Raw genomic sequence first — 13,002 nt, forward strand, 5'->3', positions numbered from 1 at the left:
CGCCAAGGAAAATTTCCATGTACACGCCCAGCAATTTCGCCATCGATGATTTGAATGAACTGCACCAGCAGATACTCGGCACCCGTCTTGCTGTCTTGGTCACTCAGGGTGAACAGGGCCTGCAAGCCAGTCATCTGCCGCTGCTGCTGAATGTCGACCACGGCCCGAATGGCACCCTCTACGGGCACTTCGCCCGGGCCAATCCACAATGGCGGGAATTGCAGAACGGCGCCGAGGCGCTGGTGATTTTTGCCGGTGCCGATGCTTACGTCAGCCCGGGGTTTTACCCGAGCAAAGCCGAGCACGGCAAAGTCGTGCCGACCTGGAACTACGTCGCCGTACACGCCTATGGCATGGCCGAAGTGTTCACCGACGCCGATCGCCTGCGCAATCTGGTCAGCGCTCTGACTGATCGTCATGAAGCGGGTCGCACCCATCCATGGAAAGTCGCCGACGCCCCCACCGACTACATTGATGGCATGCTCAAGGCCATCGTCGGTTTTGCCTTGCCGATCCAGCGTCTGGAGGGCAAACGCAAGCTCAGCCAGAACCGCAATGCTGCAGACATCGCCGGTGTGCGCGAGGGGCTGGCCGCCAGCCCTGATGTGCACGACCAGGCCCTCGCCCACTTGATGCGTTAAGGAACCCACATGAGTCAGATCGACATCCGCCAGGTCACCGCCGACGATCACGCTGCCTGGCTGCCGTTGTGGCAAGCCTACTTGCGCTTCTACAACACCGAATTGCCCGACGCAGTCACCCAGAGCACCTGGCAGCGCCTGCTCGACCCGAGCGAGCCGACCCATGGGGCGCTGGCCTGGGCCGATGGCAAAGCGGTGGGCATGGTGCATTTCATCTACCACCGCTCGAACTGGAGCATCGAAAACTCCTGCTACCTGCAAGACTTGCTGGTGACGCCAGAAACCCGCGGCACTGGTGTCGGTCGGCAACTGATTGAATTCGTCTACACCACAGCCAAGGCCGACGGGTGCTGCAAGGTCCATTGGCTGACCCACGAAACCAACGCCACCGCGATCCAGCTCTATGAGCGCATCGCCGAGCGTCCCGGTTTCATCCAGTTTCGCCACGCCCTATAAGGTTCAAGGAGAGCAGCATGTCGACTTCACTCGCGGACTGGAAAGGCGTTCCGCCGCCCTCGGTTCAATTGATCGAAGGACGTTTCATTCGCCTGGAAAAACTTGACCCGGCGCGTCACGCCGACGGCTTGTGGAAAGCCCTCGAAGGCCCGGGCTCAGATCCGAAACTCTGGGACTATTTGCCTTATGGTCCTTTCCAGGAGCGCAGTGCGTTCAACGATTGGCTGAACAACCACGCGGCTAACAGCGACCCGTATTTCTTCACGGTGATCGACCGCGCCAGCGGCGACGTGCAGGGTATTCTCAGCCTGATGTCGATTGTCCCTTCCCAGGGCCGCATCGAGATCGGCCATGTGACCTTCGGCGCACCGATGCAGCGTTCGCCAAAGAGCACCGAAGCGGTTTACCTGCTGGCCAGGGAATCCTTTGCCTTGGGTTATCGGCGTCTGGAATGGAAATGCAACAACGGCAATGCCCGCTCCAAATATGCGGCAGAGCGGTTGGGGTTCAGTTTTGAAGGGGTGTTCCGTCAGCACATGGTGGTCAAGGGTCAGAACCGTGACACGGCGTGGTATTCGATTCTGGATTCGGAGTGGCCAGCGATTGGCGCAGGGTTCGAGCGGTGGCTGTCCGATGAGAACCAAACGGAATCGGGGCAGGTGAAAACTCTGGTTGAGTGCCGCCAGTAATCTTCGGCGCCCGGACGGACGCCTTCGCGGGCAAGCCTCAATGCCAGTCAGTTAGCAATCCATGTGGGAGCGGGCTTGCTCGCGAAGACGGCGGCACAGTCAACATTGATGTCGCCTGATACACCGCTTTCGCGAGCAAGCCCGCTCCCACAGGTTCCGCGCCTTAACTGAGAGGCTTGCCCGCGAATGGCATCACGCTAACTTCTGGGCCAACACCGCAATATGCTCCGGCCCAATCCCGCAGCAACCGCCCAAATGACTTGCACCGCGCTTCTGCCAATCGACCGCCCATTGCAGATAACCCGGTGGGTCGAGATCGTCGCGCAACGGGTCCAGACCGTCATTGGCCGTGGCCTCTTTCGGCTGCGGCGGGAAGGCATTGGCGTACGCGCCGATGTGAATCTTCACCCCCAAGCGTTCGAAGGTTTCCCGCGCCGCATCAATCGCAGCGCCGATCACTTCTGGCTGGCTGCAGTTGAACAGCAACGTCTCGACGCCCAACTCAGCCGCCACCGCAGCAGCCTCAGCCACCGGCTCACCGGAACGCAGACGCGGCACTTCGTCAGTGTCTTCATCCTTCAAGGTAAACGACAACCAGAACGGCTTGCCGTCCTTCGGCAGTCCGGCATGGATCGCCCGTGCCTCGATAATCGAGCTCTGGGTTTCGGCCAGCCACAGGTCGACATGAGGCGCCAAGCCGTTGACCAGAGGCGCCAACAGTGCAGTCACCCGCGCGCCGTCAAACAGGTCCGGGCGATAGGAGCCGAATAACGGCGGCAATGAACCGGCCACGCGCACCGGTTTTCCCGCCGCATCGACTGCACGCCGGGCCAGTTCACCGGCCAATGCCGCGAGCGCCTGGCCCTCAGCGGCAAAACGCTCTTCGCCAATATGGAACGGCACCACCGCGTAACTGTTGCTGGTGATCACGTTGGCACCGCTTTCGATATAAGCCGCGTGCACGGCCTCCACAGCTTGCGGCGCTTCGCTTAAAGCTAGCGCGGACCATTCAGGCTGCCTGAACGGCGCCCCTCGGCGCTGCAGCTCACGACCCATCCCACCATCCAGAATTACCGTCCCTGCGCCCATATGCTTTTCACTCATAAGCTTATGAAAATAACTCACTATCAGAGTCGTTCTTATAACTATTTAATACGCACCACCCGGTTAATAACAACCTCTTTTTTTTCAGGGATCAACTGTGAAATTTCAACCGCTGCTGGCCCTGGGCCTGTCGATTTTGGCTGCCTCTACCCAAGCCTTTGCGGGCGCTACTCTGGATCGCATCGAGCAAAAGAAAGAACTGGTGGGTGTGTTGATGGAAAGCTATCCGCCCTTCTCGTTCCTCAACGATCAAAACCAGCTCGACGGTTTCGACGTCGACGTGGCGAAGGCCGTGGCGGACAAACTGGGCGTCAAGCTGCGCCTCGAAACGCCGTCCTGGGATGTGATCGCCGCCGGTCGCTGGAGCGGGCGTTACGACATCTGCATCTGCTCCATGACCCCGAGCAAAGCCCGCGCCGAAGTCTTCGATTTCCCGGTCGAGTACTACGCCTCCCCTGCCGTGATTGTGGTCAACGCCAAGGACGACAGCATTCACAGCGCCAAGGACCTGAGCGGCAAGAAAGTCGGCCTCACCAGCGCCTCCAGCTATGAAAGCTATCTGAACAAAAACCTGGTGATCGAAGGCGCCGAAGACACTCAACTGCAGTACCCGTTCGAGAATGTGCAGATCGCCCCGTATGACACCGACAACGTCGCGTTCCAGGATTTGGGCCTGGGCGCTGGCGTACGTCTGGATGCGATTCTCACCAACCTGGTGACCGCGCAACCACGCCTGAACGAAGACAAGCGCTTCAAGCTCGCCGGTGAGCCGCTGTACTCGGAGCCGAACTCGGTGGCCATCGAAAAAGGCGACGCCCAGTGGGACGCCAAAGTACGTGATGTGTTTGCCCAGCTGAAACAGGACGGCACCTTGAGCAAGCTGTCGCAAAAATGGATCGGCGCCGACATCAGCAAATGACTTCTTTCCCCAAACCACCTCAGCCGCCGCAACCAGTGGCTGAGTCATTACTGCAACGGGTCTTCGGCTTCCGTACTCGGCTGTATCTGACCTGGGCGGCGATGTTCGGCTTGTTCGCGAGTTTCTTCCTGAGCTTCGACCTGAAGTTCTCGATCATCCTCGACAAACTGCCGAACCTGATCGGCCTGCACCTGGCGCCCAACGGCTTTCTGCAAGGCGCAGCGCTGACGTTGTTCTTGTGCCTGTGCTCAATCGTGACGTCATCGCTGCTCGGCTTCATCACGGCTTTGGCTCGACTGTCGAAAAGTGCGGTGGCGTTCGGTATCGCGAGCTTCTATGCCTCGTTCTTTCGCGGCACACCGCTGCTGATTCAGATCCTGCTGATCTACCTCGGCCTGCCACAACTCGGCATCGTGCCAGGCGCCATTGCCGCCGGCATCATCGCCCTGTCGCTGAACTACGGCGCCTACCTGAGCGAAATCTTCCGCGCCGGCATCCTCGGCGTTCCCCACGGCCAACGCGAAGCGTCGCTGGCTCTGGGCATGCGCGAAACCGTGATCTTTTGGCGCGTCACCCTGCCCCAGGCCATGCGCACCATCATCCCGCCCACCACCAACCAGTTCATCTCCATGCTCAAAGACTCATCACTGATTTCGGTGATGGGGGTTTGGGAAGTGATGTTCCTGGCGCAATCGTATGGGCGCTCGAGCTATCGCTATATCGAGATGCTCACGACGGCAGCGATTATTTATTGGTTGATGTCGATCGGGCTGGAACTGATTCAGGCGCGGATGGAGCGGCATTACGGGAAGGCGTATTTGAGCCGTAGCTAGGTTAAAAGCCAAAAGATCGCAGCCTTCGGCAGCTCCTGCATTGGGCCGACTCGCACCCCGTAGGACCTGCCGAAGGCTGAGACCTTTTTATCTTTAATGTGCAGCAGATACGTTTTTGGCAATGCGATAGCCCCCGTATCTTGATTCGATGTAAGAAAAAGCATCAGCGCGAACAGATAAAATCAGCCGGTATCAAGCGGCTGGCCATTTTCTACACAACCATCTGACACTCCCCGCAAGCCCGTCGGAAGCAGCTGACATCGGCACCTATAGCCTCTCTCTTAGAGTTTGGCCTCCATTCAAAAGAGGCCGAATTCGATGCCCGTTCAATACAGATTCCGACCACAACACCTGGCCTTAGCGATCGCTCTAGCAGTGGGCTACACCAACGCTGCACTAGCCCAGACAGCAGCCGAGCCTGACCTACTCGCCACACAGACGCCCGCTGAATTGATGGAGATGCTCGATGCGTTCATCAATGACCCCACTACCGCCAGGATCAACGTCAACAAGGAAACCAAAGCAAAGAAAAACGGCGTTGCCGTCCAAGGGAAAAATGTCGATGAGCTGATCATCATGCTTCCAGGGGGAAGTGTCAGCGGGATTGTCGACGGTGGTGGCGGTAAAAACGTACTGCAACTCGATTCCGCGAACGGTGGCCAGATAGGCAAAAGTCGCAAATTGATGGGGCTCGAAGTCAAACAGGGCACTTGGACGCTCACCGGGCCCGGGGATTTCAGTGTTGGGGCCTTGGTTCGCCCCGAGGCAACACTTACCAATGACGGTCGCATTCATGGCGGTGCATTGGCCCACGGTACACTGATCAACAATGGTGGAATCGGAGCCGGGGTAACCGTGTTCTCCGGTGGTGTCCTGAAAAATTCGGGAACCATTGATGGGGACGTTGAAGTTCTTCAGGGGGGTATCTTTTCTGGCAATGGCACTGTCGGCGCCCTGAACGTGAAGGGGCATTTTTTTGCCAACCAGACTCAAGGGGCGCCAACGATTACGAGAAATATGGAACTCTCCAAAACGGCCGTACTGGCCTATGCGGTCAACACCGATGGTCGTGGCGAAACGATCAAAGTCGGTGGTACCGCCAGCCTCGGCGGTGCGACCCTGAAAATCGTCGCGGCGCCGGGTGACTATCCGCAAACCAGCCGGTACACCATTATCGAGGCCGCCAAGGTTGATGGACGCTTCGGCAATATCGAAAATAATCTCGCGTTCATGACGGCTACCCCGGACTACGACGACGAAAAGAGCGTTGGCCTGACCTACGCACGTAACGAAGTGCCAATCGAGAGATTTGCGACAAGCAAAAACGGTCGGGAAGTCGCTCACAGCATTGAAGAGCCCAAAGCCAGCCCGGCGGCGCAGCCGCCATCCCTTACCGTAAATGCCGCTGTCACCGCCCTGCTCGGCTCCAACAAAACCACTGCTGCCCGAGCTATTGAACAACTGGCCGGCGGTAGCAATGCCAATCTCGCCAATGCCACCCTGAGCAGCGCCAATCCGGTGAGCAGCAGCATGCTGTCGGCCATGCGCCAACTGGATAGCAGCAACCTCAACGGACAGAGCGGAACCCCGCGTCTGGCGGCGGGTGGTGAAGCCACTGGCAGGGTCTGGTTACAAGCACTGGGCCACGGCGGCACACTGGATCGCAGTCATGGCCGAAGCACCTTGCAACACTCCACCAAAGGTTTGGTGCTGGGCGCGGATTGGGCGCTCGATGAGCAATGGCGTGTGGGCGTCATAGGCGGTAAATCGCAGACGCGTCTGGACGGCAGCCAATTGGACGGCGATCTGGAAAGTTGGCATCTGGGCGCTTACGCCCTGCGCCAAAGTGGTCCGCTGGCATTGCGTCTGGGCGCGACTCACAGCAACCATGATGGCAGCACCAAACGTCGGGTAGCTTTCAACGGTTTCAGCGATCGCCCAAAAGGCAGTTACGACGCCAGCACTCAACAAGCCTTTACAGAGATCGGTTACAACCTCGGCAGCGGCACTATCAGCGCCGAGCCCTTTGCCAATCTTGGCTTCCAGCGGTATCAGCGCGACAGCTATATAGAAAAAGGCGGTGCGGCGGCACTGCAGGTCCATGGGCAAACGCAGAACAACTTCAGCAGCACCTTCGGCCTGCGTCTTGCACAGCTCAATACGCTGGATAATGGCATGCAACTGACGCCGCGATTCAGCGCGGGCTGGAAACACACCTATGGTGATGTCGACAGCAAGACTCAACAGCGACTGGCTACCGGCGGAAAAAATTACATCGTCGAGGGCGCCGCTCTGGAGCGCGACAGCCTGATGCTTGATGCAGGGCTGGAACTGGCAGTTTCGACACGGCATACGTTGGGTGTCGGTTACAACGGCGAGATCGGCAATGACAATCGCAGTCATGGCGTAATGGGGCAGTGGCGGATGGCATTCTGATAAAGCCGCCCCACTCTCACTAACTTGATGCAGAACCTGTGGGAGCGAGCCTATGTGGCGAGGGGGCTTGCCCCCGTCGGGTCCCCCGCATTTTAAAGTTGAACCGCATTTAACGGGTTTACGACTGCTTCGCAGCCGAACGGGGGCGAGCCCCCTCGTCACAGGTCGCTCCCACATTTGGCAGGTTGAATATCGGGCGAAAAAAAAGGGGAGCACATGCCCCCCCGAGGTTTAAAGCGGTATATCGAGGCTGTTAACTCAGCCTTCGATCTCGATCAGAATCTCACCCGGGTTCACCCGGTCGCCCTTGGCCACGTGGATGGCGGTGACTTTGCCAGCGATGGCCGATTGGACTTCGGTCTCCATCTTCATCGCTTCGGTGATCAGCACGGCCTGGCCGGCCTTCACGGTGTCGCCTTCCTTGACCAGCACATCGACGATGTTGCCCGGCATGGTGGTGCTGACGTGGCCCGGTGCAGTGGCTTGCTTGCGCTTGCTGCTACCGCCGCTGACGAATTCGTTGAGTGGTTCGAACACCACTTCTTCCGGCATGCCGTCGATGGACAGGTAGAAGTGGCGTTTGCCTTCCGCCTTGACGCCGACACCGGTGATGTCGACGCGGTAGGTTTCGCCGTGAACATCGATGACGAACTCGGTCGGCACGCCTTCGCCGCCGGCCGACGCCACGCCGCCCACTTCCGGAATCGGCAACAGCACTTCTGGCGTGAGGGTGCCGGCTGCGCGTTCTTCAAGGAACTTGCGGCCGATGTCCGGGAACATGGCGTAGGTCAGCACGTCTTCTTCAGACTTGGCCACGGCACCGATTTCGGCACGCAGCTTGGTCATTTCCGGCTTGAGCAGATCGGCCGGACGCACGTCGATGACCTCTTCGCTGCCGATCGCCTGACGACGCAGTTTTTCATTCACGGTGCCCGGCGCTTTGCCGTAGCCGCCTTGCAGGTAGAGCTTCACTTCGTTGGTGATGGTCTTGTAGCGCTCGCCAGCCAGCACGTTGAAAAACGCCTGGGTGCCAACAATCTGCGAGGTCGGTGTCACCAGTGGCGGGAAGCCGAGGTCTTCGCGAACACGCGGGATTTCCGCCAGCACTTCGCTCATGCGGTTCAGGGCGCCCTGCTCTTTCAACTGGTTGGCCAGGTTGGAAATCATCCCGCCCGGTACCTGGTTGACTTGCACGCGGGTATCGACGGCGGTGAATTCGCTTTCGAACTGGTGGTACTTCTTGCGCACGGCGTAGAAGTACAAGCCGATTTCCTGCAACAGCTCCAGGTTCAGGCCGGTGTCGTACTCGCTGCCTTTAAGAGCAGCGACCATCGATTCGGTGCCTGGATGGCTGGTACCGGAAGCGAAGCTGGAGATCGCGGTGTCAATGTGATCGGCACCGTTTTCGATGGCCTTGAGTTGGCACATCGTGGCCATGCCGGCGGTGTCGTGCGAGTGAATGAACACAGGCAGCGATTGCTCGGATTTCAATGCCTTGACCAGTTCGCCAGTGGCGTACGGGGTCAACAGGCCGGCCATGTCTTTGATCGCCACGGAATCACATCCCATGGCTTCCATTTGCCTGGCTTGCGCCACGAACGCGTCAATGGTGTGCACTGGGCTAGTGGTGTAGGCGATGGTGCCCTGAGCGTGTTTGCCGGCAGCCTTCACCGCTTCGATGGCAACTCGCAGGTTACGCACGTCGTTCATCGCGTCGAAAATGCGGAACACGTCGATGCCGTTAACCGCAGCCTTGGCGACGAAGGCTTTGACCACGTCGTCGCTGTAGTGGCGGTAGCCCAGCAGGTTCTGGCCACGCAGGAGCATTTGCAGACGCGTGTTAGGCAATGCCGCGCGCAGTTGGCGCAGACGCTCCCACGGGTCTTCTTTCAGGAAGCGGACGCAGGCGTCGAAGGTCGCGCCGCCCCAGCATTCCAGCGACCAGTAGCCGACTTTGTCGAGCTTGTCGCAGATCGGCAGCATGTCTTCGGTGCGCATGCGGGTGGCGAGCAGCGATTGGTGGGCGTCGCGCAGGATTGTGTCGGTAACGTGGATTTTCTTGGACATTGGAATATTCCTCACAGGCCTGCGTGGGCGGCGATGGCGGCGGCGATGGCCAGGGCCAGCTCTTCGGGTTTGCGCTTGATCGAGTAGTTGGTCAGTTCAGGGTGGCTTTCAACGAAGCTGGTGTTGAACTGACCGCTACGGAATTCCGGGTTACGCAGGATTTCCTGGTAATACGCGGCGGTGGTCTTGACCCCTTGCAGACGCATGTCGTCCAGAGCTCGCAAGCCACGGTCCATCGCTTCTTCCCAAGTCAGCGCCCAGACCACCAGTTTCAGACACATGGAATCGTAGAACGGCGGAATGGTGTAGCCGGTATAGATCGCTGTGTCGGTGCGCACGCCGGGACCACCGGGCGCGTAGTAACGGGTGATCTTGCCGAAGCTCGGCAGGAAGTTGTTTTTCGGGTCTTCGGCGTTGATCCGGAACTGCAACGCGAAACCGCGGTGCTGGATGTCTTCCTGTTTCACCGAGAGCGGCAAACCGGACGCAATGCGAATCTGCTCGCGAACGATGTCGATGCCAGTGATTTCTTCGGTGATGGTGTGTTCCACCTGCACTCGCGTGTTCATCTCCATGAAGTACACCTCGCCCTCGGCGAGCAGGAACTCCACGGTGCCTGCGTTCTCGTAACCCACGGCCTTGGCCGCACGCACCGACAGGTCGCCGATGTAGGCGCGCTGTTCCGGGGTCAGTTGCGGGCTCGGAGCGATCTCGATCAGCTTCTGGTTGCGACGCTGGATCGAGCAATCACGCTCGAACAGGTGCACCACGTTGCCAAAGCTGTCGCCGAGAATCTGGGCTTCGATGTGTTTCGGATTGACGATGCATTTTTCCAGGAACACTTCTGCCGAACCGAAAGCCTTGGTGGCTTCGGAAATGACCCGTGGAAAGGCTTGTTCGAGTTCTTCGCGACTGTTGCAGCGACGAATGCCGCGACCGCCACCACCGGATGTGGCCTTGAGCATCACCGGGTAACCGATGCGGTCACCTTCGGTCAGGGCTTCTTCGATGCCCGACACGTTGCCTTCGGTGCCGGGAGTGACCGGTACGCCAGCCTTGATCATGCTGCGGCGCGCTTCGGTCTTGTCGCCCATACGGCGAATCACTTCAGCCGATGGACCAATGAATTTGATACCGCGCTCGGCGCAGATGTCTGCCAGCTCGGCATTTTCCGACAGGAAGCCGTAGCCGGGGTGCAACGCATCGCAACCGGTTTCCACCGCCAGGTTCACCAGCTTGCGCGGGTTCAGGTAACCGGCCAGTGGCTCGGCACCAATGCTGTGGGCCTCGTCCGCACGCTTCACATGCAAGGCATGGCGGTCGGCGTCGGAATAGATCGCGACCGAGCGAATGCCCATTTCGGCGCAGGCACGCACGATTCGTACGGCAATCTCACCACGGTTGGCGATCAGGATCTTTTTTATCACTTGGAGGTTCCCTTGAGCCGGTGGTACTCACGACCTGTCAAACCAGGTCGACGCGTGACCAAATGTTTCAATTCAGTCGCAGCTCCACACTAGCCTTCGCAAAGGATTAACAAAAATGAATAATAATTGGGTTACACATAAGCAAAGACTTATAGTTGAGGCATCAGCCTCCGCTCAGGGTCTCTAGAAAATGCGTAAGTCATTGATGCGTATGACGTTGCGTCAATTGCAGATCTTCAATGAGGTGTGCGACTTAAGGTCCTACAGCCGCGCTGCCGACGAAATGTCTCTCACACAACCTGCCGTGAGCCTACAGATCCGTCAACTCGAAGAGCTGATCGGCCAACCTTTATTCGATTACGTCGGCAAAAAACTCTACATGACCGAGGCGGCCGAAGCGCTGCAGCGCGCCAGCCGGGACATTTTCGGGCGCCTGGAAAACCTCGATATGCAGCTGTCGGACATGCAAGGCTCATTGCAGGGTCAGCTGAAACTGGCGGTGGAATCCAGCGCCAAGTATTTCGTGCCGCACCTGTTTGCCGCCTTCAAACGCCAGCATCCCGAAGTGAACCTGCACTTGACCGTGGTCAACCGTGGCCAGGTCATCCGGCGCCTGTCGGATAACCGTGATGACTTGGTGATCATGTCGATGGTCCCACAGGACATGGGGCTGGAATTCCTGCCGTTCCTCAACAATCCGATCGTCGCTGTAGCACCGCCGGATCATCCGCTGTGCCACATGGGGCCGTTGCGCTTGCAGGATCTGGAACCCTACACGCTGCTGTTGCGCGAACCTGGCTCCGGTACGCGACTCGCGTGCGAAGAGTACTTCAAAGAGAAGCGCGTGCATTTCACCCAGACCCAGGAGGTGGCCTCGGCCGAAGCTCAGCGTGAATGCGTATTGGCGGGTCTGGGCCTGGCGCTATTGACGCGCCATGCCCTGAACCTTGAATTGGCAACCGGCGGATTGATCGAGTTGCCAGTCGAAGAGCTGCCGCTGTACCGCAGTTGGTGCCTGGTGCAGGCCAAGGCCAAACGGCTATCGCCGGTGGCCCACGCATTCCTTGCGTTTATCCGCAGCGAGCGGATGCAGATCAGCGCGCTGGTTGAGCGTTTCGACGGGAAATTGCGGGAGCCGCCTGCCAGTAATTGAGTTCCAGATCGTCAGGAAATTCGCCAATTTCGGCCAGAAGCTGGCGGCGTTCGCTGCGATCTTCGATCGCGCGGCGAAATTCCATGCGGCGCTGGTCTTCTTGCTGACGACGGGTTTTGACGGCGCTGTTGCGTTCTTCGTAGGGCTGAGCCATTTCGAGTCTCCCAAGGCGAGTACGGGAGTTACAAGATAGGTGCGGGGGATGACGGTTTGGCGGCGGGAGGGTTACAGAGAGATGAAAATTGCCGTATTCGAGAACGCCATCGCGAGCAGGCTCGCTCCCACAGGTTCCATGGTGCACACACAATTCGTGCAACACCGATGATCAATGTGGGAGCGAGCCTGCTCGCGATTAAGGTCGGAACGACCTTACAGAAGAATCAATCGTCCAGCGCTTTCACCGATTTTGGCGACAGCCGCAAGCTGCGAAGGCTGCGTTTGACGCTCTTGAGGTGATTGACCAGGCTCGGACCGCGGGCCATGGCCACGCCCATCGCCAGCACATCGATCACCACCAGGTGCGCAATGCGCGACGTCAGCGGCGTATAGATTTCTGTGTCTTCGTGCACATCGATCGCCAGGTTGACAGTCGATAGCTCGGCCAACGGGGTCTGGCTCGGGCACAGGGTGATCAGCGAAGCGCCGCTTTCGCGCACCAGGTTGGCCGTGATCAACAGGTCCTTGGAACGCCCCGACTGGGAAATGCAGATCGCCACGTCGCTCGGCTTCAAGGTAACCGCCGACATCGCCTGCATGTGCGGGTCGGAATACGCCGCCGCGGTCAGCAGTAAACGGAAAAATTTGTGCTGGGCATCCGCCGCCACGGCGCCCGAAGCACCGAAGCCATAGAACTCGACACGCTGGGCCTGAGACATCAGCGACACCGCCCTCTGCAACTCCACCGGATCGAGTTTCTCGCGAACCTCCATCAGGGTGTGCAGGGTGGTGTCGAAGATCTTCAGGCTGTAGTCGGCGACCGAATCATCTTCATGGATCGCGAACTGCCCGAAACTCGCGCCGGCCGCCAGGCTCTGCGCCAGTTTCAACTTCAAATCCTGAAACCCGGAGCAACCGATGGCGCGGCAAAACCGCACGATGGTCGGCTCGCTGATGCCCACGCTGTGGGCCAGGTCGGCCATGGAACTGTGCATCACCGCCGCAGGGTCAAGCAGCACGTGGTCGGCGACCTTGAGCTCCGACTTGCGTAACAGGTGGCGTGACTGGGCGATGTGTTGCAGCAGATTCAAAGGGGCGGACTCTTTGTTATTGGCAGGTGC

The 13,002-nt window shown here is 58.9% G+C and carries 12 protein-coding genes; 7 read left to right on the top strand and 5 right to left on the bottom strand.

Annotated features, from left to right (window positions below; translation table 11 throughout):
* The first annotated feature begins 17 nt into the window (after window positions 1–17).
* The 3 genes from AB7M29_RS02835 to AB7M29_RS02845 are packed head-to-tail and all read left to right on the top strand — an operon-like array spanning window position 18 to window position 1,786.
* Window positions 18–641, top strand: a complete 624-nt coding sequence (locus tag AB7M29_RS02835; RefSeq protein WP_217856947.1) for an FMN-binding negative transcriptional regulator — start codon at window positions 18–20, stop codon at window positions 639–641.
* Window positions 642–650: 9 nt separating this feature from the next.
* On the top strand, window positions 651–1,097 hold the full coding sequence (locus AB7M29_RS02840; RefSeq protein WP_008073550.1) for a GNAT family N-acetyltransferase: 447 nt from the start codon (window positions 651–653) through the stop codon (window positions 1,095–1,097).
* Window positions 1,098–1,114: 17 nt separating this feature from the next.
* A complete protein-coding gene (locus AB7M29_RS02845; RefSeq protein WP_454246286.1) occupies window positions 1,115–1,786 on the top strand; it encodes a GNAT family N-acetyltransferase in 672 nt (223 codons plus the stop codon).
* Between the two features lie 192 nt (window positions 1,787–1,978).
* Here AB7M29_RS02845 and AB7M29_RS02850 read toward each other — a convergent pair whose 3' ends face one another.
* A complete protein-coding gene (locus AB7M29_RS02850) occupies window positions 1,979–2,875 on the bottom strand; it encodes a homocysteine S-methyltransferase family protein (protein WP_454248693.1) in 897 nt (298 codons plus the stop codon).
* A 112-nt stretch (window positions 2,876–2,987) separates the two neighbouring features.
* On the opposite strand from AB7M29_RS02850, the gene AB7M29_RS02855 reads away from it, so the two are divergent.
* The 3 genes from AB7M29_RS02855 to AB7M29_RS02865 all read left to right on the top strand — a co-directional run bounded on the left by AB7M29_RS02855 (window position 2,988) and on the right by AB7M29_RS02865 (window position 7,078).
* Window positions 2,988–3,809 carry an ABC transporter substrate-binding protein gene (locus AB7M29_RS02855; protein ID WP_454246287.1) on the top strand — a complete coding sequence of 274 codons (822 nt, stop codon included), beginning with the start codon at window positions 2,988–2,990 and terminating at the stop codon, window positions 3,807–3,809.
* Window positions 3,806–4,642, top strand: coding sequence for an amino acid ABC transporter permease (locus AB7M29_RS02860; protein WP_052966075.1), 837 nt, complete (start codon window positions 3,806–3,808; stop codon window positions 4,640–4,642). Before AB7M29_RS02855 ends, AB7M29_RS02860 begins: the two co-directional genes overlap by 4 nt.
* A 318-nt stretch (window positions 4,643–4,960) precedes the next feature.
* Window positions 4,961–7,078 carry an autotransporter outer membrane beta-barrel domain-containing protein gene (locus tag AB7M29_RS02865; protein WP_454246288.1) on the top strand — a complete coding sequence of 706 codons (2,118 nt, stop codon included), beginning with the start codon at window positions 4,961–4,963 and terminating at the stop codon, window positions 7,076–7,078.
* 258 nt (window positions 7,079–7,336) lie between these two features.
* Here AB7M29_RS02865 and oadA read toward each other — a convergent pair whose 3' ends face one another.
* Both oadA and AB7M29_RS02875 read right to left on the bottom strand, forming a co-directional pair.
* Complete coding sequence (oadA, locus tag AB7M29_RS02870) at window positions 7,337–9,145, bottom strand: sodium-extruding oxaloacetate decarboxylase subunit alpha (RefSeq protein WP_454246289.1); 1,809 nt, start codon at window positions 9,143–9,145, stop codon at window positions 7,337–7,339.
* Between the two features lie 11 nt (window positions 9,146–9,156).
* Window positions 9,157–10,572, bottom strand: coding sequence for an acetyl-CoA carboxylase biotin carboxylase subunit (locus AB7M29_RS02875; protein ID WP_007896523.1), 1,416 nt, complete (start codon window positions 10,570–10,572; stop codon window positions 9,157–9,159).
* Window positions 10,573–10,762: 190 nt separating this feature from the next.
* Between AB7M29_RS02875 and AB7M29_RS02880 the strand changes: the two genes are divergently transcribed.
* On the top strand, window positions 10,763–11,725 hold the full coding sequence (locus tag AB7M29_RS02880; protein ID WP_217856951.1) for a LysR family transcriptional regulator: 963 nt from the start codon (window positions 10,763–10,765) through the stop codon (window positions 11,723–11,725).
* On the opposite strand, the gene AB7M29_RS02885 is transcribed toward AB7M29_RS02880, so the two are convergent.
* Entirely contained in the window at window positions 11,667–11,879 is a 213-nt protein-coding gene (locus AB7M29_RS02885) for a PA3496 family putative envelope integrity protein (RefSeq protein ID WP_052966071.1), read from the bottom strand. The two genes, AB7M29_RS02880 and AB7M29_RS02885, sit on opposite strands and share 59 nt — an antisense overlap.
* 226 nt (window positions 11,880–12,105) lie before the next feature.
* The gene (hexR, locus tag AB7M29_RS02890) at window positions 12,106–12,972 is read right to left on the bottom strand and encodes a transcriptional regulator HexR (protein ID WP_007896526.1); all 867 of its coding nucleotides are present in this window, start codon (window positions 12,970–12,972) and stop codon (window positions 12,106–12,108) included.
* Window positions 12,973–13,002: the final 30 nt, after the last annotated feature.

Source organism: Pseudomonas sp. F-14 TE3623, from assembly GCF_053629015.1.

Excerpts from the sequence above, each read along its gene's own strand:
- AB7M29_RS02835 (WP_217856947.1), top strand. The coding sequence starts at position 18 with ATGTACACGCCCAGCAATTTCGCCATCGATGATTTGAATGAACTGCAC.
- AB7M29_RS02840 (WP_008073550.1), top strand. The coding sequence starts at position 651 with ATGAGTCAGATCGACATCCGCCAGGTCACCGCCGACGATCACGCTGCC.
- AB7M29_RS02845 (WP_454246286.1), top strand. The coding sequence starts at position 1,115 with ATGTCGACTTCACTCGCGGACTGGAAAGGCGTTCCGCCGCCCTCGGTT.
- AB7M29_RS02850 (WP_454248693.1), bottom strand. The coding sequence starts at position 2,875 with ATGGGCGCAGGGACGGTAATTCTGGATGGTGGGATGGGTCGTGAGCTG.
- AB7M29_RS02860 (WP_052966075.1), top strand. The coding sequence starts at position 3,806 with ATGACTTCTTTCCCCAAACCACCTCAGCCGCCGCAACCAGTGGCTGAG.
- AB7M29_RS02865 (WP_454246288.1), top strand. The coding sequence starts at position 4,961 with ATGCCCGTTCAATACAGATTCCGACCACAACACCTGGCCTTAGCGATC.
- oadA (WP_454246289.1), bottom strand. The coding sequence starts at position 9,145 with ATGTCCAAGAAAATCCACGTTACCGACACAATCCTGCGCGACGCCCAC.
- AB7M29_RS02880 (WP_217856951.1), top strand. The coding sequence starts at position 10,763 with ATGCGTAAGTCATTGATGCGTATGACGTTGCGTCAATTGCAGATCTTC.
- AB7M29_RS02885 (WP_052966071.1), bottom strand. The coding sequence starts at position 11,879 with ATGGCTCAGCCCTACGAAGAACGCAACAGCGCCGTCAAAACCCGTCGT.